Source organism: Actinoplanes sp. CA-131856 (genome assembly GCF_050956135.1).
Lineage (GTDB): Bacteria > Actinomycetota > Actinomycetes > Mycobacteriales > Micromonosporaceae > Actinoplanes.
On the sequence record NZ_CP191849.1, the window covers coordinates 1,039,011 to 1,056,501 of the forward strand.

The following is a 17,491-nucleotide window of genomic DNA, read 5'->3' on the forward strand; positions in this document are numbered from 1 at the left end:
GCGGAGCGCAGCGGAGCCTTGTCGTGAGCGCTGAGGGCGGCACCAAGGCCATTCTGGCGGCTCTCACGGCGAACCTCGGCATCGCGGTCACGAAGTTCGTGGCCTGGCTGCTGACCAGCTCGTCGTCGATGCTCGCGGAGTCGATCCACTCGGTCGCCGACTCGGGCAACCAGCTGCTGCTGCTCATCGGCGGCAAGCGCTCGCGCCGCCAGGCGACACCGGAACACCCGTTCGGCTTCGGCCGGGAGCGCTACATCTACGCGTTCATCGTGTCGATCGTGCTCTTCAGCGTCGGCGGCCTGTTCGCGCTCTACGAGGGCTACCACAAGATCTCGCATCCGGAGCCGATCGAGTCCTGGCAGTGGGTGCCGGTGACGGTCCTGGTCGTGGCGATCGGCCTGGAGTCGTACTCGTTCTACACAGCAATCAAGGAGTCGAACCACACCCGTGGCAAGACGTCCTGGGTCAACTTCGTGCGCCGCGCCAAGGCCCCCGAGTTGCCGGTGGTGCTGCTGGAGGACTCGGGCGCGCTGCTCGGCCTGGTCTTCGCGCTGTTCGGCGTGGTCCTCACCCTGATCACCGGCGACGGCACGTGGGACGGCATCGGCACGCTCCTGATCGGCGCCCTGCTGGTGGTGATCGCGGTGGTGCTGGCCATCGAGACGAAGAGCCTGCTGCTGGGCGAGGGGGCCAACCCCGAGGCGGTACGCCAGATCGAGCAGGCGGTGCTGGCCGGCGAGGGCGTCGAGCGGATCATCCACATGAAGACGCTGCACCTCGGCCCCGAGGAGCTGCTGGTCGCGGTGAAGATCGCGGTGCCGAGCTCGGAGCGCGCCGACGAGGTGGCCCGCCACATCGACGAGACCGAGACGCGCATCCGCGAGGCGGTGCCGATCGCCCGGGTCATCTACATCGAGCCGGACATCTACCGCCCCGCGGCAGCCTCAGCGCCGGCATGATCACCTGGTAATTTGCGCATTATGAGCGTTCTTCCACTGACTGGGGTCGTCCGGCCGTACGCCTGGGGATCCCGCACCGTCATCGCCGAGCTCCAGGGCCGGCCCGCGCCCACCGAAGGGCCCGAGGCCGAGCTCTGGCTCGGCGCGCACCCCGGCGACCCGTCGACGGTCACCGCCCCCGACGGCCCGGTCAAGCTGGACGCGCTCATCGCCGCCGACCCCAAGGCCCAGCTCGGCGAGCCGGTCGAGGCGGCCTTCGGCCCGCGCCTGCCGTTCCTGCTCAAGGTGCTGGCCGCCGAGAGCCCGCTGTCGCTGCAGGCCCACCCCGATCTGGCGTACGCCAAGAAAGCCTTCGCCGAGCAGGAGGCCGACCCCTCCCGCCCGAAGAACTACACGGACGCCTACCACAAGCCGGAAATGCTGGTCGCGGTCACACCGTTCGAGGCCCTGTGCGGCTTCCGCGACCCGGCGAAGGCCGCCGGCGCCCTCGAGGCCTTCGCCATCACGGCCCTGGAACCGGTGGTGACGGCGCTGCGCGGGGGAGACCTGCGCACGGCGGTCGAAACGCTGCTGAGCTGGCCCACCGACGACCGCGCGCAGCTGATCGAGGCGGTCGTGGCAGCGGCCGGCACGGCCGGCGCGGACCATCCCGAGGGGGCGTCGTTCGCCCTGGCCACATCGCTGGCCGGCCATTACCCGGGAGACCCGGGCGTCCTGGTCGCGCTTCTCCTCAACCACGTACGCCTGGAGCCCGGCCAGGCCATCTGGATGCCGGCCGGAAACCTGCACGCCTACCTGCGAGGCGCCGGCGTCGAGCTGATGGCCGCCAGCGACAACGTGCTGCGCGGCGGCCTGACCCCGAAGAGGGTGGACGTGGCCGAACTGCTGAACGTCCTGCGCTTCGAGGTCCTGGACGACCCGATTCTGCGCTCGGAGAGCGTCGCCCCGGGCGTGGACACGTGGCCGGTCCCGGTCGCCGACTTCGTCCTGTACCGGGTCACCGTGGACGGCACACGCCCGCCCACGGAGGTCCCGGTCGGCGGCCCGCGCATCATCCTGGCCACCGCCGGCGACGTGTTCGTGGGCGAGAGCGTGGACGGCACCCCGGTCGAACTGACCCCGGGCACCGCCGCCTTCGCCACTGCCGACGCCGGCCCCATCAAGGTCGCCGGCACCGGCCAGGTCTTCGTCGCCGCCGTCCCCGCCTGACATTCCACGCAGCCCTCCTCACCACCCCAAACACAGCGCCCGCCCTCCCAGGGGGACCCCCACCAAGAGGGCCATCCTCGCCGAAAAACGCGTCCCCGCGCGGATCACCCTGTGGACAACCCACAGCCTGTGGAAAACCGCAGCCCACGCTTCGCGGGCTGCTATCGGGATGCGGCTTGTGCCGGGCCACCCGCGCGGCACGTCGCGCGGCGGGCGACCTGTGCTGAGCCGTTCCGCGGCGGGTCGTGCGCCGGGCCGGTTGCTTTGCGTGAGGCCTATGCCCGGGCCGGTTGCTTTGCGTGAGGCCTGTGCCTGGGCCGGTTGCTTTGCATGAGGCCTGTGCCCGGGCCGGTTGCTTTGCGTGAGGCCTGTGCCCGGGCCGGTTGCTTTGCGTGAGGCCTATGCCCGGGCCGGTTGCTTTGCGTCAGGCCTATGCCCGAGCCGTTCGCTTTGCGTGAGGCCTGTGCCGGGCTGCTTCTGCGGGGTTGGCCGGCATCGGGCACCTAGCGCGGGCCTGTGACGGCCAGACCTGCATGGGGCGGCGGGCTCACGCCGAGGCTGACCGACGCGACGCGGGCAAGCGCGGGTGGCCCCGGTTCGGCGAGCCGGGATGGCTATCGGATTGCTCTCTTTGGGCACCCTGCGTCACTCCAGGCGCCATCCAAAATAGGAAATTTCCGGATTTGCTTGACATGGGTATGTGCGGAGTGTGAATCTATAACCACGCAGCGTCATTGGTGATCGGGGGGTCCCACGGACGCGCGCGGTACCAAACCGGGGGGATGAACGGGGCGGCGGGCTTAGGCTTGCCGTCCCGTTCGCTATGTGCGCAGCCAAGGCTATGGGACTCAGGTGCCTGAAGCTCAACGGCCAAGCGGCCGGCGCGACGGGCAGGATCTGCCGCTCGGCGTCGGCGTTGCAAGCGGCTCGAGCCGCCTCGTTCAGCCCGGCCGCGCGCGACTGGCCTAGCGGCGTGGGAGTGCGGTTGTCAGTCTGTGAGGCCCGTACCCCATCGCCACCGCGACCGGCCCACCCACCGCAACCATCGCAACGTGGGGGTCTGGGGGGTCGCCCCCCAGGTGGACAACAGAGTCGAGCCCCGTCCGCCCGCCGGACGGGGCTCGATCTCTTCGGGTTCGGCTGAAGTTGCCGCCACTGCCGTTCCCGTCGTTCGTTCCCTTATTACTTCATGGCCTCTGACCTGCGTGCAAGTGCATAGCGTGGGATGCAAGTTGCAGACAGCGACCGATATGCCGTTATGGTGTTCGCGTGGCGAGGGCGACTTCGACCGCCCGGCATGAGCTGGGCAACGAACTGCGCCGCCTGCGGGGTGAGCGCAGGGGCGCCTCGGTGGCGACCGCTCTCGGCTGGTCCGAGTCGAAACTGTCGCGCATCGAGACGGCCCACACGGGGATCAGCGAGGACGATCTCGATCGACTGCTGACAATCTATGGCGTACGTGTCGAAGACCGCGACCGGCTGCGCGAGCTCGCTCGCCGCGGGCGGGCGCGGGCCTGGTGGACGCCCTATCGGTCGTCGGTCCCCGACCCGTACGACGAATATGTCGCCCTCGAGGCCGAGGCCGTCCTCATCAGCGAGTGGGAGTCGCAGATCGTTCCGGGTCTGCTCCAGACCGACGAATACGCGCGGGCCGTCATCGAGGTCGGCGCCGATGTCGGTGACACCGAGACGATCCAGCGCCGGCTCGCCCTGCGGATGGCCCGGCAGGCCGTTCTCACCCGGGAGCCGCCGCCGCTTCTGCGGATCGTGCTCGACGAGGCCGTGCTGCACCGCGAGGTCGGCGGGCCCGAGGTTCTCCGGCGGCAGCTGGCCCGGCTCGTCGAGGCCGGCGAGCGGCCCGGTGTGGAGATTCTCGTGCTTCCCTTCTCGGCCGGTGCGCACGCCGGCATGACCGAGTCGTTCATGGTTCTGGAGTTCGCGCCGGGCACCCGCTCGCCGATCGTGCACATCGAGGGGCTCACCGGTGGTCTCTTCCGGGTGAAGCCGCCCGATGTCGACGTCTATCGGGACGGGCTGTCTGACCTGCGGGAACGCGCTCTGTCGGCAGAGATGAGCCGAACGGCCATCGCTGAGAGGGAGGAAGCCTTGCGCCGGGTGGCCGCTCCGTGAGCTGAAATGGAGGCGAATCCATCCTGGAAGGGGACCCCACGATGCAGGACGCCAACCTCACCTGGCGTAAGAGCACTCGAAGCGGAGCCGCTGGGCACTGCGTCGAGGTTGCCAATGTTCCGTCGACCGTGCTGGTCCGCGACTCCAAGGACGCGGCGGGCCCGGTCCTCGCCTTCGGCGACACCGACTGGTCCGGCTTCATCGCCGGCGTGCGGGCCGGGGAGTTCGACCGGCCCAGCGCCTGATCGGAGCCTGTCGGGCGGCCCCCGTCGGGGGTCGCCCGATCTTGCCGGGTGGCCTAAGCTGACCTGTGCATTCCGGCAAGATCGGCCCCGGGGTACCCGGGGTTCGGGAGGACAGTGCAATATTGGACCGCATGAGAGCCCGGGTACTCGTCGTCGATGACGACCCAGCGTTGGCCGAGATGCTCGGCATCGTCCTGCGCAGCGAGGGATTCCTGCCCTCGTTCGTCGCCGACGGTGAGCGCGCCCTGGCCGCCTTCCGGGAAAATCGCCCCGACATCGTCCTGCTCGACCTCATGCTTCCGGGCATGAGCGGCATCGACGTGGCGCGCGCGATCCGCGGCGAGTCGGGCATTCCGATCGTCATGCTCACGGCCAAGAGCGACACCGTCGACGTGGTGCTCGGTCTCGAGTCGGGCGCCGACGACTATGTGGTCAAGCCGTTCAAGCCCAAGGAGCTGGTGGCCCGCATGCGGGCGCGGCTGCGCCGGGGCGAGGACGCGGCGCCCGAGATGCTCACCATCGGGCCGCCCGGCAACCAGATCACCATCGACGTCCCGGCCCACACGGTGTCGCGCGACGGCGAGGAGGTCAAGCTCACGCCGCTCGAGTTCGACCTGCTGGTGGCCCTGGCCCGCAAGCCGCGCCAGGTGTTCACCCGCGAGGTGCTGCTGGAGCAGGTCTGGGGCTATCGGCACGCGGCCGACACCCGGCTGGTGAACGTCCACGTGCAGCGGCTGCGCGCCAAGATCGAGCCCGATCCGGAGCGGCCCGAGATCATTTTGACGGTGCGAGGAGTCGGCTACAAAGCCGGTACGGGATAGGGCGCTACCCTTGCCCGCGTAATGCGTGCTCCTGCCTGGCTTCCGATGCCGATCCGCCGCACCCTTCGCGTGGTGCGGCGGTATTGGCGTGTGGCCGCGCGCCGGCTCGAGGTCCACTCCGCGCCGGCCCGCCGGGCGTGGCGGCGCTCCCTCCAGCTGCGCGTGGTCACCCTCACCCTGATCGCCTCCAGCGTGCTGGTCGGCGCGTTCGGCTGGTTCATCGCCGCCCGCAGCGCCACCATCCTGCTGACCCGCGCGCAGGAGGAGGCCAAGGTCTCCATGCGCAACAAGATCGATTACGCGGAGCAGCAGCTCACGGTCAACCCGCAGGCGAACGACCCCAAGTTGCCGAACACGTTCGAGCTGATCGTCAGCCAGCTCGCCGACGGCGATCCGGCCGAGTCGGGCGGGTCGGTGGTCTCCATGCAGGCCGGGCAATATCCCGAGCTGCGCCCGGCGACTCTGCCGAACATGGGTACCGAGGAGCTGATCACCCCCGAGCTGGCCCACACCGTCTCCGACGACAGCAAAGAGGCCAGTCAGGTCGTCACGGCCACGATCAACGGCCGAACGACAAAATATCTGGCGTACGGCGCTCCGGTGCGCACGAGTTTCGGCCATGTCGAGCTGTACTACATGATGCCGCTGACCACCGAGGACAGTGCGGCCAACCAGATCCGGACGACGGTGCTGGCCACCGGCATCGCCCTGGTCCTGCTGCTCGGCGTGGTGGCCGGCCTGGTCACCCGGCTCGTGGTCACCCCGGTGCGCATCGCCGCCCGCACCGCCCAGCGCCTCTCGGCCGGCCTGCTCGACCAGCGGATGAAGGTCGACGGCGAGGACGACCTGGCCCTGCTCGCGGCCTCGTTCAACCAGATGGCGGCCAACCTCCAGCGCCAGATCGTCCGGCTCGAGGAGCTGTCCCGCCTCCAGCGCCGGTTCACCTCCGACGTGTCGCACGAGCTGCGCACCCCGCTGACCACGGTCCGCATGGCGGCCGACCTGATCTTCGCCGAGCGCGACGAGTTCGACCCGGCCGTGGCCCGCAGCGCCGAGCTGTTGCAGGCCGAGCTCGACCGCTTCGAGAGCCTGCTGACCGACCTGCTCGAGATCAGCCGGTTCGACGCCGGCTTCGCCGCCCTCGACGCCGAGCACACCGACCTGGTGCCGATCGTCGAGCGGGTCGCCGAGCGGCTCACCGGCCTGGCCGAGCGGGTCGGCGTCACCATCGAGCTGCGGCTGCCGGAGACGCCGGTGATCGCCGAGGTCGATCCGCGCCGGGTCGAGCGGGTGCTGCGCAACCTGGTCGGCAACGCGGTCGAGCACGGCGAGGGCCGGCCCGTGGTGGTCACCCTGGCCTCCGACGAGGCGGCCGTCGCGGTCACCGTCCGCGACCGCGGCATCGGCCTCAAGCCGGGCGAGGAACGGCTGGTCTTCAACCGGTTCTGGCGGGCCGACCCGTCGCGGGCCCGGCAGACCGGCGGCACCGGTCTCGGCCTGTCGATCAGCGCCGAGGACGCGCGGCTGCACGGCGGCTGGCTCGAGGCGTGGGGCTCGCCCGGCGAGGGCGCCCAGTTCCGGCTGACCCTGCCCGTGCGCTCGGGCGACCGGCTGCTGGCGGCCCCGCTGCCGCTGATCCCGCGCGATCGGGCCCCCGCTCTGGAGGCCGCGGAGGAGGTGTCCTGATGCGCCGTCTGCTCCTGGGCGTCGTGGCGCTGGCCGTGCTCGTGCCGGGCGGCTGCGGCATTCCCGACCGCAGCGAGGTGACCGTGATCGGCGACGGCCGCTCGGCCGGCGTCTCGGTCGACGACAGCACCCCGCCCCCGCCGCAGTACAAGCGGGAGGCCGCCACCAACCCGCGCGAGCTGGTCCAGTACTACCTCCAGGCCGCCGCCGGCGATCCGAACACCGCGCTCGACCGGGTCAAGGCGTTCCTCGCGCCCAAGGAGGCGGCCGCCTTCACCAACACCGACGTCCGGGTGGTGCGCGAGGCCGAGTCCATTCTCGGCGGCTATTCGCCCACCGACTCGCTGGTCACCATCACCGAGCAGCAGGTCGGCACCCTGACCAGCAACGGCGAGCTGGTGCCGTCCGCGCCCACGCCCGACTCGACGTACAAGATCCGGGTCGGCTCGATCGAGGGCGAGCCCGGCCTGTGGATCCTCGACGCTCCGCCGGTGATGCTGCTGACGGTCGACGCACTCAGCGCGTTCTACCAGCCGCGGGCGATCTATTTCTGGAACAAGGACAACACCAGCCTGGTGCCCGATCTGCGGTACATGCCGCGCAGCGTGCCGGCGGTGCAGCAGCCGACGACGATCCTCCAGTGGCTCGCCGCCGGGCCGTCCGACTGGCTGCGCGACGCCGTGCAGGCGCTGCCGCAGGGCACGGCCGTGGCCGACAACATCCCGGCCGTCACGAACGAGACGTTGCAGATCAACCTGACCGCGCAGACCATTCCGGCCGGCAGCGACGCCGGGGCGATGGACCGGCTGCGGCGCCAGGTGCAGTGGTCGATCTATCCGGTGGTCCCGCGGACCCTCGAGATCAAGATCGGCCGCCAGGACCCGGTCAGCTTCAAGGACGGCGAATACAAAGAGAGCAATTTGGGGGTACGTCTGAGCGACGCCCCCGAGCGCTTCGTCGTCTTCGCCGGCGCCATCCGCCGGCTGAAGGGGTCGGCGCACGAGGACGACCCGGTGCCGGTCCTCAAGGAGACGGCCAACAAGGGCATCGTCACGGCCGCATTGTCCGCCACCCGCACCCACGCGTTCGCCGCGGTCGTCACCGGCTCGGGAGCCGGCCAGCGGGTGCGTGTCGCCGCGGCGCCCATCGGGCAGCAGTCCGACCTGCGCGAGGTCGGCGGGCTCAAGGGCAACCTGGGGCAGCCGGTGTGGGCGCAGACCGGCGCCGACGGCGCGGCCGGCGTGGTCGGCCTGATCACGATGGGCGGCCGGCTCTACAGCTTCGGCGCCGGCGGCGGCCCGGCCCAGCAGGTCGAGTGGCAGGGCGACCCGGGCCCGGTCACGGCGATCTCGGTGGCGCCCGACGGGCGCCGGGTGGCGCTGGTCAGCGGCGGGCGCCTCTATCGCACGGTCCTCAACAGCAGCGCCGACGGCGTCGTGATGAGCGGGCCCCAGCAGGTGCTGCCGCCCAACCTGAAATCGGTCACCGCGGTCGCCTGGAGCAGCCAGGCCTACCTGGCGGTGGCCGGTGTCCGCACCGACAACAACCGCGTCTCGGTGATCGACGTGACGGTCGACGGCGCGCTGTCGGCGACGCGGCTGGGTGACATCGGCGCCGAGCCGGTGAGCTACCTGACGGCGTACCCGGAAAATCCGATCACCGGCACCGAGACCTCCGACTCGGAGGCGTACGTGGCCGGCGGCGAGGCCTGGGACGTGTTCAGCCAGCCCAACCCGATCACCAAGGCGAACCTCGCCGGCCCGGCGGTCAGCGCCGGGCCCACGGTCAAGCCGACCGCGCCGCTCTACCTCAATTGAGCGTCCTCGCCGATCTCGCCGACCTCGTCCTGCCGGCGCCCTGTGCCGGCTGCGCCGCCGAACGGGTGCCGCTGCGGCACGGCGCCTGCGCCGAGTGTGTGTCCCGGCTCGAGGCGCTGCGACCGTTCCGGACGGCGCCGGCCTCACCGCCGCCGGGCATGCCGCCGTGCGTCGCCGTGGGGGCGTACGCGGGGCCCCTGAGGGGCGCTCTGCTGGCGTACAAGGAGCGGGGCCGGCACCGGCTGGCCCGGCCGCTCGGCGCCCTCCTGGCGACCGCTGTGGCGGGCCTGGCGCCGCGCCGGGAGCCGGTCGTGCTGATACCGGTGCCGTCGACCGCGGCGGCCCGCCGGGAGCGGCACGGCGATCACATGACGCGGCTGGCCGCACACGCGGTGCGGCGGCTGCGGGCCGGTGGTTGGGAGGCTGACATCAGCCACCCCCTCGAAGCGTTACCTCGCCCTGACTCAACGTCACTGAGCGTGGCCGGCCGCCGCGCCGCGGCTGAGAGTTCGCTGCGAATCAAGCGCCCCCGAATCGGGTTTCGGCGACACGCGACCCCGCGGAAAGGCACCCTTGTCGTAGTGGACGACATCGTCACGACCGGGTCGACCTTGGCCGTCGTGACGGGTCGGCTCGAGGAGGCGGAGATGCAGGTCACAGGCGCTGCCGTCCTGGCCGCCACCCAACTGCGGCGATCGCCGCCCGGCGGATTGGCCGGATTGTCGCGGCGAGGCACCGAAAAGGTGGAACGTCCGGCATCTGGTATCCCGAACGAGGGGTGACGGGAGAGCATCGGCACGTTAGCGTCTTGGTGACGAGGGTAAGAGCTTCCGCCTACCCACACCGCCGGCAAGGCGCAGCGTTCCGCGAACCGCCGCACCGGAAAGGAGTCGTCTCATTCGCGATCGGTTACACCGGGTGATCTGAACTCCCGGCGTCACCGGCACAGCACCACCGCGTCGTAGTTTCGGCGCCCAGAAAAACTGCCTTCAGTCCTGTTTAGGGCGGCGGGCGGGGCGGTCGGATGGCTGTCGATCGGGCGCCTGCAAAACAGAACGTTGGGGGAGGTCACGAGTGGACATTGTCGTCAAGGGCCGCAACGTAGAGGTTCCCGACCACTACCGGGAACACGTCGCCGACAAGCTGAGCAAGGTCGAGCGTTACGACCAGAAGCTGATGAGAGCGGACGTCGAGCTGTTCCACGAGCGCAACCCGCGCCAGTCGGACAATTGCCAGCGAGTCGAGATCACCGTCATGACGAGAGGCCCGGTCATTCGTGCCGAGGCCTGCGCCAAGGACTTCTACGCAGCCCTGGACTGCGCCATCGCCAAACTCGACGGCAGGTTGCGCCGCTCGGCCGACCGTCGTCGCGTCCACCGCGGGCGCCGCGCGCCCGTCTCGGTCGCCGCCGCCACCGCGAGCCTGCCGACCGACCTCAGCCTGGCCCAAGCGGCCGAGGAGACGTCATCCGTCGCCACCGCCCTGGCCGAGCACGACGAAGACCAGCCGTGGCGCATCGTGCGGGAGAAGGAACATCCCGCCGACCCGATGACCGTCGACGACGCTCTCTTCCAGATGGAGCTCGTCGGCCACGACTTCTATCTCTTCCTCGACAAGGACAGCGGCCGCCCCAGCGTCGTCTACCGGCGCCGCGGCTACGACTACGGCATCCTGTCGCTGGAGACCACGGGTTAGTCACCCATCAAGCCGAGGGCCTTCCGTCAGGAGGTCCTCGGCCAGGAGGACGTACTGCACGTCGTCGACCCGGCCACCGTCCGGGCCGGGCAGGCGCGAGCGCATGTACGCCTCCTGCCGGAAGCCCGCCTTCTCGAGCACCCGCTGCGAGCCCTTGTTCGACGGCACCGCGCCGGCGATCAGCCGGGCCACGCTGGTCTCGGCGAAGACCCAGAGCGAGAGCAGCTGGGCCGCGCGGGTCACCAGGCCACGGCCCCGGAACGCCGGCAGCATGCTATATCCGATCATCGCCTGACCGGTGACCGGCTCGTCGTTGAACAGGCCGATGTCGCCGGCCGGCGCGCCCGTGGCCACGTCCTCGATGACCAGGTCGGCCCGGGTGCCGGCCAGCCAGTGGGCCTCGGCCCAGAAACAGCGCTGGTGGATCTTCTCCGGCGTCGGCGGCACCGGCGGCACGCTGGTCGCCACCACGTCGGGCAGCCCGAGCAGCTCGGTCAGGAACGGCACGTCGCCCGGTCCGAGCGGGCGCAGCCGCACCACGCCGTCGGTCAGCTCGCCGCCGGGCAGGTCGGGCAGCAGCCGGGGGACCGGGCCGCCGTCGTCGCTCGCGAGCCGGGCGAAGGCCAGCATGTCGTCGCGGCCGCCGGCACGGTTGGGTTGCGCGCCCCGGCGTACACCCTCTCGCTGATATCCCGCGGCCAAGGCCACTCGCTGGCTGACCGGGTTGTCCCAGTGCGTCATCAGCTCCAGCCGCTGGAGGCCGTGCTTGAAGGCGTGCGCGCTCAGGGTCCGTACGGCCGCCGTGGCCACGCCGCGGCCGCGCGCCCACGGACCGACCCAATAGCCGATCTCGGCCTGGCCCCGGCTGGGCACCGCCTTGTCGAAGCCGACGCCGCCGAGCAGCTCGTCGGTCCCGGGGTCGGCCACCGCGTAGAAGGCGCCGCCCTCGGCGAACAGCGAGCCGACGCGCTCGGCGATGAAGGTCTCGGCCTGGGCGACCGTGAAGGGCGAGGGGACCACGGTCAGGAACCGCTGGGACATCTGATCGTTGTAGCCCTCGGCGAGTGCTTCGGCGTCCTCCGGCCGGAAAGCTCGCAGACGCACCCCTTCACCGTTGATCTCCGCGCTTCGCACGCGGCCCATCCTGCCCGAAGGACTGCGCTCTAAGCGAACTTGTTGCGCCGTTTCGCCCCATTTGTGCGGTTAACCGGAGGCTCGGGTCACAGCTTCGGAGGAAGGGTGCCTACCATGGTTCCGCAGACTGTCTAGGGGAGCGCTGACCCGTGTCGATATTGGAAAAGGTCCTACGCGCCGGCGAAGGCCGCATGGTGCGACGGCTCAAGGCGATCGCGCAAGCGGTCAATTCGATCGAGGAAGACTATGTCGACCTCACGGACGACGAGTTGCGCGAGTGCACCCTGCAGTTCCAGGAGCGCTACGCGGACGGCGAGTCCCTCGACTCCCTGCTCCCCGAGGCGTTCGCGGTGGCCCGCGAGGGCGCCAAGCGGGTGCTCGGCCAGCGGGCGTACGACGTCCAGCTCATGGGTGGCGCCGCCCTGCACTTCGGCAACATCCCCGAGATGAAGACCGGTGAGGGCAAGACCCTGACCGGTGTGTTCCCGGCCTACCTCAACGCGTTGAGCGGCAAGGGCGTGCACATCATCACGGTGAACGACTACCTCGCCCAGCGCGACGCCGAGTGGGTCGGCCGGGTGCACGTCTTCCTCGGCCTCACCGTCGGCGTGATCCTGCCCAACCGGCCCGCCGCGGAGCACCGCGAGGCCTACCTGTGCGACATCACGTACGGCACCAACAACGAGTTCGGCTTCGACTACCTGCGCGACAACATGGCGTGGTCGAAGGACGAGCTGGTGCAGCGCGGCCACAACTTCGCGATCGTCGACGAGGTCGACTCCATCCTCATCGACGAGGCGCGCACCCCGCTGATCATCTCCGGCCCGGCCGAGCACTCGGCGCGGTGGTACGGCGAGTTCGCCGCCCTGGTCCAGCGCCTCCAGCGCGGCAAGGAGGGCGAGGCCGACTACGACGTCGACGAGGCCAAGCGCACCATCGCGATCACCGAGCGCGGCGTGGCCAAGGTCGAGGACCGCCTCGGCATCGACAACCTCTACGAGTCGGTGAACACCCCGCTGGTCGGCTACCTGAACAACGCCATCAAGGCCAAGGAGCTGTACAAGCGCGACAAGGACTACATCGTCGACGAGGGCGGCGAGGTCCTCATCGTCGACGAGTTCACCGGCCGCATCCTGCACGGGCGCCGCTACAACGAGGGCATGCACCAGGCCATCGAGGCCAAGGAAGGCGTCGAGGTCAAGCAGGAGAACCAGACGCTGGCCACCATCACGCTGCAGAACTACTTCCGCCTCTACGAGAAGCTCGGCGGCATGACCGGTACGGCGCAGACCGAGGCCGGCGAGTTCAACAGCGTCTACAAGGTCGGCGTGGTGTCCATCCCGACCCACCGGCCGATGGTCCGCATCGACCACCCGGACGTCATCTACAAGACCGAGAAGGCGAAGTTCGACGCGGTCATCGAGGACATCGCCGAGCGCCACGCCACCGGCCAGCCGGTGCTGGTCGGCACGGTCTCGGTCGAGAACTCCGAGATCCTCTCGACGCTCCTGCGCCGCCGCGGCATCCCGCACAGCGTGCTGAACGCCAAGTTCCACGCCCAGGAGGCGACGATCATCGCCCAGGCCGGCCGTAAGGGCGGCGTCACGGTGGCGACGAACATGGCCGGCCGTGGCACCGACATCCTGCTCGGTGGCAACCCCGAGTTCCTCGCGGCCAACGACCTCCACCAGCGCGGCCTCGACCCGGTCGAGAGCCCGGAGGAGTACGCCAAGGCGCTCGAAGAGGTCCTGCCGACCTGGAAGGAAGCCTGCGACGCCGAGGCGGCCGAGGTGCAGGCCGCGGGTGGTCTCTACGTGCTCGGCACCGAGCGCCACGACTCCCGCCGCATCGACAACCAGCTGCGCGGCCGCTCCGGCCGTCAGGGCGACCCGGGCGAGTCCCGGTTCTACCTGTCGCTCCAGGACGACCTGATGAAGCGGTTCCGGGCCGGCGCGGTCGAGGCGGTCATGGAGCGCTTCAACATCCCGGACGACGTGCCGATCGAGTCCAAGATGGTGACGCGCCAGATCCGCAGCGCGCAGACCCAGATCGAGGGCCAGAACGCCGAGATCCGCAAGAACGTCCTCAAGTACGACGAGGTCCTCAACAAGCAGCGCCAGGTCATCTACGCCGAGCGCCGCCGGGTCCTCGACGGCGAGGACATGCACGACCAGGTCCAGCACATGATCGACGACGTGGTCACCGACTACGTCATGGGCGCCACCTCCGAGGGCTACGCGGAGGACTGGGACCTCGAGCAGCTCTGGACCAACCTCAAGCGCCTCTACCCGCTGACCCTCACCATCGAGGACGTCATCGACGAGTCCGGCGGCGAGCGCCAGACGATCGATCAGGACTTCCTGGTGGCGCAGCTCAAGGACGACGCGCAGAAGGCGTACGAGGCGCGCGAGGAGGAGCTCGGCGCCGAGGCGGTGCGCGAGCTCGAGCGCCAGGTGCTGCTCAACGTCATCGACCGCAAGTGGCGCGAGCACCTCTACGAGATGGACTACCTGCAGGAAGGCATCAGCCTGCGGGCGTACGCCCAGCGCGACCCGGTGGTCGAATATCAGCGCGAGGGCTTCGACATGTTCAACCAGATGATGGACGGCATCAAGGAGGAGGCGGTCGGCTACCTGTTCAACCTGGAGGTCCAGGTCGAGGAGCAGCCGACGGTGACCGTCGACCCGAGCAAGGCGGTTCCGCTGCCGGCGGGTGGCGTCATGGCCGACGACAGCGCCAACGAGACCGAGTCCGACCGGGTCGAGGTCCGGGCCAAGGGTCTCGGCGGAGCCCGCCCGCCGCGCAACCTCCAGTACACGGCACCGGCCATCGACGGCGAGGCCGGCGAGGGCTCGCCGGTCATCCAGCCGCAGCAGCAGTCGCAGGCACCGGCCCTGGGCATCGGCCCGGGCGGTTCCCCGGTGCCGGCCAGCCCGGCCCACACCCCGTCCCCGCAGCGGCGCGGCGCGTCGCCCGCGGGCCAGCAGGAGTCGAACGGGCCGTCCCGTAACGCCCCCTGCTACTGCGGCTCGGGCAAGAAGTACAAGCGCTGCCACGGAGCCCCCGGGGCAGTCTGATCCAGCGCATTGAACGGCCCGCCGGCGGAGATCGCCGGCGGGCCGTCGTGCTTAGCGCCGCCCCTGGTGGATGAGGCGCAGGGCGGTGGCCGCCCACGCCTGCTGGTGGAGCTCCATGCGCAGGGCCGTGGCCCACGTGTGCTCGCCGATCTGGAGGGGCGCGGCGGCCTCGACGACGCCGGGCCGGGGCTCGCAGAGATGCAGGCGCAGGATCGCGACCGGCACCGGCTTGCGGGCGGGCCGGCGGCCCGCGCGGAGCCCGGCCAGCCGGGCCAGGCCCTGCGCGCCCTCGGAGACCACGTCGGCGGCCTCGGCCGGGCGGGCGAGGTGGCGGAGGTGGGCCGGCGGGCGATAGCCGTTCAGGACCTCCACACAGGCGTGCAGGAACCGTTTGACGGCCAGGCCGGCGTCGCGTGAGGCCCGCGCCGCAGCCTCCGGCGCCGGGACGTCGGGGCTCACCAGGACGGCGCCCGGCCGCGCCGCCGCGGGACGGGGCAGATCGAGGGCCAGCTGGCCGGAGGACCACGGGCCGGCGGCGGCCTCGTCGTCGAACGGCGGCTCGCAGCGCGGAGCGGGCCGAACCGCCACCGCCGATCTTCGGTCGCTCCCCATCACGCTCACCCCAGTTTCTTGCGTTTACCTTCGTTTGCATACGACAGCGATTCTTCCGGGGCGCGTGAGGGCGGGGCAACGGGACTTGACCCATGCGGGAAGAGGGGCAAAAGGTGCTAGTCGGCCTCGGGCGTGACCAGTGGGTTGCCGGCCACCCAGGCGGCCGTCTCGGCGTACTTCCGCTCGATGTATTCCTCGAGCTTGACCCGCTCGACCCGCCACTGACCGCGCCCGCCGATCTTGATCGCGGGCAGCTCGCCGCTGCGGACCATGTGGTAGACCTGCGAGTCCGAGACGTTCAGCTCGGCGGCGACATCGGCCAGCAGCAGGAATCGGGGCTCCATCCGCGTCAGTTTGCCACTGACAGCCTACGTTTGCCGTCCCGTGTCCTCCGGCGCCGAGATCGGCCGTGCGGGTAGAGGGCTGGAGTAGACGACGCTGGTGGTCACCGCGCCCAGCCCGGCGATGCGGCCGGTCACCTCCTCCAGATGGCGCATGGAGCGGGTCAGCACCTTGAGGAAGAAGCAGTCCTCGCCGGTCACGTGATGCGCCTCGACGATCTCCGGGGTGGAGTCGAGCAGCGCGTGGAAGGGCCGGTAGTTGCCGGTCGGATAGCGCAGCCGCACGAAGGCCATCACCTGGAGGCCGACCCGTTCGGGCTCGATCCGGGCCTGATAACCGGCGATCACCCCGGACTCCTCGAGGCGCCGGATGCGCTCGGCGACGGCGCTGGGCGACATGGCGACGGCACGGGCCAGTTCGGCGTACGACGAACGGCCGTCCCGCTGCAACTCGGCAAGCAGACGCCAATCGGTGCGGTCGAGCGCGATTTCCGTGGCCATGGCGGCCATCTAAGCCTGTTTCCCCGCCCGCCCGCCAGTTCCGCCGTCGAAGTGCCATGGAGCAAGATCCGCCAGGCTCCTACTTTGGTGCCATGACGACAACATCGCAGGTCAAACCCTCAGGCATGCCCGACACCGGGAGCGCGGCGGCGTTCTTCGCGGCGCGGCTGAACTTCCAGACCGACGTGTCCGACGTGCGGGCCGGGCTGGCGGCCGGTGACGGCTTCGTGCTGATCGACTCGCGGTCGCGGGCGGCCTGGGACCAGGGCCACATTCCCGGCGCGCTCCACCTGCCCACGGCGGAGATCGCGACCAGGGCCGCCGGCCTGCTGGACCCGGCGGTCCCGGTGGTCACCTACTGCTGGGGCCCGGGCTGCAACGGGGCGACCCGGGCGGCGCTGGCCCTGTCCCTGGCCGGCTACACGGTGAAGGAGATGATCGGCGGCATCGAGTACTGGATCCGCGAGGGCTTCCCCTTGCGCACCCTCGACGGCGACGTAGCGGCCCGGCCGGATCCCCTCACCGCGCCGGTGGCCGGCCCTCTTATCGCGCCGGCCGCCGGCTCGCAGGGCGGCCCGATTGGCGGCCTCGTCGCTGGGCTGATCGCCGCGGACGGGCGGGAGGCGCCGGCCTGCGGCTGCTGAGGGCGGCGACCCGGCACGCCACGATCCGGACACGACTGGTGGAATGGGCCTACCCGGAGCCGCCGCGGCGGTGTACTACGGGGACGGTTCAACCGCAGGAGGAGACGTGCCGATCACCGAGCTGGTCCGGGTCTACGTGCCGGCCACCGTGCCGCTGCTCGGGGCCCTGCGCGCCTCGGGGCAGCTGGGCGCCGGGCCCCTGGAGGCGCACGCGGTGACCCCCGCGCTGCGCGAGTGGTACGCCGAGGGCGATGAGGAGGAGCTCGAATACGTCGCGTTCACCCGCGCCGCCCAGGCCGCCCTCCAGCTGCTGCGCCACGACGCGGCCGCCCCTCGCCGCCGCGTGGTGGTCTCGGCCGACGTGCCGGCCTCGTCCCTGGTGGCCCAGCAGAACGAGCTCGGCTCGAGCACGGTCGAGCTGCGCCAGCCGCTGTCGCTCAAGGAGGTCGCCTCGATCCACGTCGACGGCGCCGACGCCGCCGAGTCGGTGGCCGCGGCGGCCGACGTGGTCGACGAGGCCCTGGCCGGCGACCCCGACGCCCAGTTCACGGTCGACAGCGCCGAGGACCACGAACTCGAGTGGTACGCCGTCTCCGAACTGGACGAACTCCTCTGACCCG

16 protein-coding genes are annotated in these 17,491 nt (G+C 70.7%); 12 read left to right on the forward strand and 4 right to left on the reverse strand.

The window, feature by feature from the left end; translation table 11 throughout:
- Nucleotides 1-23: 23 nt before the first annotated feature.
- The 9 genes from ACQP2X_RS05040 to hpf all read left to right on the forward strand — a co-directional run bounded on the left by ACQP2X_RS05040 (nt 24) and on the right by hpf (nt 10,562).
- Nucleotides 24-959, forward strand: a complete 936-nt coding sequence (locus ACQP2X_RS05040) for a cation diffusion facilitator family transporter (protein ID WP_498694682.1) — start codon at nt 24-26, stop codon at nt 957-959.
- Between the two features lie 21 nt (nt 960-980).
- Nucleotides 981-2,168, forward strand: coding sequence for a mannose-6-phosphate isomerase, class I (gene manA, locus ACQP2X_RS05045; RefSeq protein ID WP_498694683.1), 1,188 nt, complete (start codon nt 981-983; stop codon nt 2,166-2,168).
- A gap of 1,269 nt (nt 2,169-3,437) precedes the next feature.
- A complete protein-coding gene (locus tag ACQP2X_RS05050; protein WP_498694684.1) occupies nt 3,438-4,298 on the forward strand; it encodes a helix-turn-helix domain-containing protein in 861 nt (286 codons plus the stop codon).
- 41 nt (nt 4,299-4,339) lie between these two features.
- A complete protein-coding gene (locus tag ACQP2X_RS05055) occupies nt 4,340-4,543 on the forward strand; it encodes a DUF397 domain-containing protein (protein ID WP_498694685.1) in 204 nt (67 codons plus the stop codon).
- A 131-nt stretch (nt 4,544-4,674) separates the two neighbouring features.
- Nucleotides 4,675-5,364, forward strand: a complete 690-nt coding sequence (mtrA, locus tag ACQP2X_RS05060) for an MtrAB system response regulator MtrA (RefSeq protein WP_360244843.1) — start codon at nt 4,675-4,677, stop codon at nt 5,362-5,364.
- A gap of 21 nt (nt 5,365-5,385) precedes the next feature.
- Entirely contained in the window at nt 5,386-7,050 is a 1,665-nt protein-coding gene (mtrB, locus tag ACQP2X_RS05065; RefSeq protein WP_498694687.1) for an MtrAB system histidine kinase MtrB, read from the forward strand.
- Nucleotides 7,050-8,867, forward strand: a complete 1,818-nt coding sequence (locus tag ACQP2X_RS05070; protein ID WP_498694688.1) for an LpqB family beta-propeller domain-containing protein — start codon at nt 7,050-7,052, stop codon at nt 8,865-8,867. The genes mtrB and ACQP2X_RS05070 overlap by 1 nt, the downstream gene beginning before the upstream one ends.
- A complete protein-coding gene (locus tag ACQP2X_RS05075; RefSeq protein WP_498694689.1) occupies nt 8,864-9,649 on the forward strand; it encodes a ComF family protein in 786 nt (261 codons plus the stop codon). The genes ACQP2X_RS05070 and ACQP2X_RS05075 overlap by 4 nt, the downstream gene beginning before the upstream one ends.
- Before the next feature lie 292 nt (nt 9,650-9,941).
- On the forward strand, nt 9,942-10,562 hold the full coding sequence (hpf, locus tag ACQP2X_RS05080) for a ribosome hibernation-promoting factor, HPF/YfiA family (protein WP_498694691.1): 621 nt from the start codon (nt 9,942-9,944) through the stop codon (nt 10,560-10,562).
- Here hpf and ACQP2X_RS05085 read toward each other — a convergent pair whose 3' ends face one another.
- Entirely contained in the window at nt 10,563-11,696 is a 1,134-nt protein-coding gene (locus tag ACQP2X_RS05085) for a GNAT family N-acetyltransferase (protein ID WP_498694692.1), read from the reverse strand.
- A gap of 149 nt (nt 11,697-11,845) precedes the next feature.
- On the opposite strand from ACQP2X_RS05085, the gene secA reads away from it, so the two are divergent.
- Entirely contained in the window at nt 11,846-14,773 is a 2,928-nt protein-coding gene (secA, locus tag ACQP2X_RS05090; RefSeq protein WP_498694694.1) for a preprotein translocase subunit SecA, read from the forward strand.
- Between the two features lie 51 nt (nt 14,774-14,824).
- On the opposite strand, the gene ACQP2X_RS05095 is transcribed toward secA, so the two are convergent.
- The 3 genes from ACQP2X_RS05095 to ACQP2X_RS05105 form a co-directional block, all read right to left on the reverse strand.
- The gene (locus ACQP2X_RS05095; RefSeq protein ID WP_498694696.1) at nt 14,825-15,361 is read right to left on the reverse strand and encodes an Rv3235 family protein; all 537 of its coding nucleotides are present in this window, start codon (nt 15,359-15,361) and stop codon (nt 14,825-14,827) included.
- Between the two features lie 140 nt (nt 15,362-15,501).
- A complete protein-coding gene (locus ACQP2X_RS05100) occupies nt 15,502-15,729 on the reverse strand; it encodes a helix-turn-helix transcriptional regulator (protein WP_498694697.1) in 228 nt (75 codons plus the stop codon).
- 24 nt (nt 15,730-15,753) lie between these two features.
- A complete protein-coding gene (locus tag ACQP2X_RS05105) occupies nt 15,754-16,227 on the reverse strand; it encodes an Lrp/AsnC family transcriptional regulator (protein ID WP_498694698.1) in 474 nt (157 codons plus the stop codon).
- 92 nt (nt 16,228-16,319) lie between these two features.
- On the opposite strand from ACQP2X_RS05105, the gene ACQP2X_RS05110 reads away from it, so the two are divergent.
- Nucleotides 16,320-16,871 (forward strand): rhodanese-like domain-containing protein, encoded by a 552-nt coding sequence (locus ACQP2X_RS05110; RefSeq protein WP_498694699.1) that lies wholly within the window; start codon nt 16,320-16,322, stop codon nt 16,869-16,871.
- Between the two features lie 106 nt (nt 16,872-16,977).
- The gene (locus ACQP2X_RS05115; RefSeq protein WP_498694700.1) at nt 16,978-17,487 is read left to right on the forward strand and encodes a DUF6912 family protein; all 510 of its coding nucleotides are present in this window, start codon (nt 16,978-16,980) and stop codon (nt 17,485-17,487) included.
- Nucleotides 17,488-17,491: the final 4 nt, after the last annotated feature.

Bases quoted from the DNA above. Each gene is read 5' to 3' on its own strand.
- ACQP2X_RS05105 (WP_498694698.1), bottom strand. From the start codon at position 16,227: ATGGCCACGGAAATCGCGCTCGACCGCACCGATTGGCGTCTGCTTGCC.
- ACQP2X_RS05070 (WP_498694688.1), top strand. From the start codon at position 7,050: ATGCGCCGTCTGCTCCTGGGCGTCGTGGCGCTGGCCGTGCTCGTGCCG.
- manA (WP_498694683.1), top strand. From the start codon at position 981: ATGAGCGTTCTTCCACTGACTGGGGTCGTCCGGCCGTACGCCTGGGGA.
- mtrB (WP_498694687.1), top strand. From the start codon at position 5,386: ATGCGTGCTCCTGCCTGGCTTCCGATGCCGATCCGCCGCACCCTTCGC.
- mtrA (WP_360244843.1), top strand. From the start codon at position 4,675: ATGAGAGCCCGGGTACTCGTCGTCGATGACGACCCAGCGTTGGCCGAG.
- ACQP2X_RS05100 (WP_498694697.1), bottom strand. From the start codon at position 15,729: ATGGAGCCCCGATTCCTGCTGCTGGCCGATGTCGCCGCCGAGCTGAAC.
- ACQP2X_RS05055 (WP_498694685.1), top strand. From the start codon at position 4,340: ATGCAGGACGCCAACCTCACCTGGCGTAAGAGCACTCGAAGCGGAGCC.
- ACQP2X_RS05110 (WP_498694699.1), top strand. From the start codon at position 16,320: ATGACGACAACATCGCAGGTCAAACCCTCAGGCATGCCCGACACCGGG.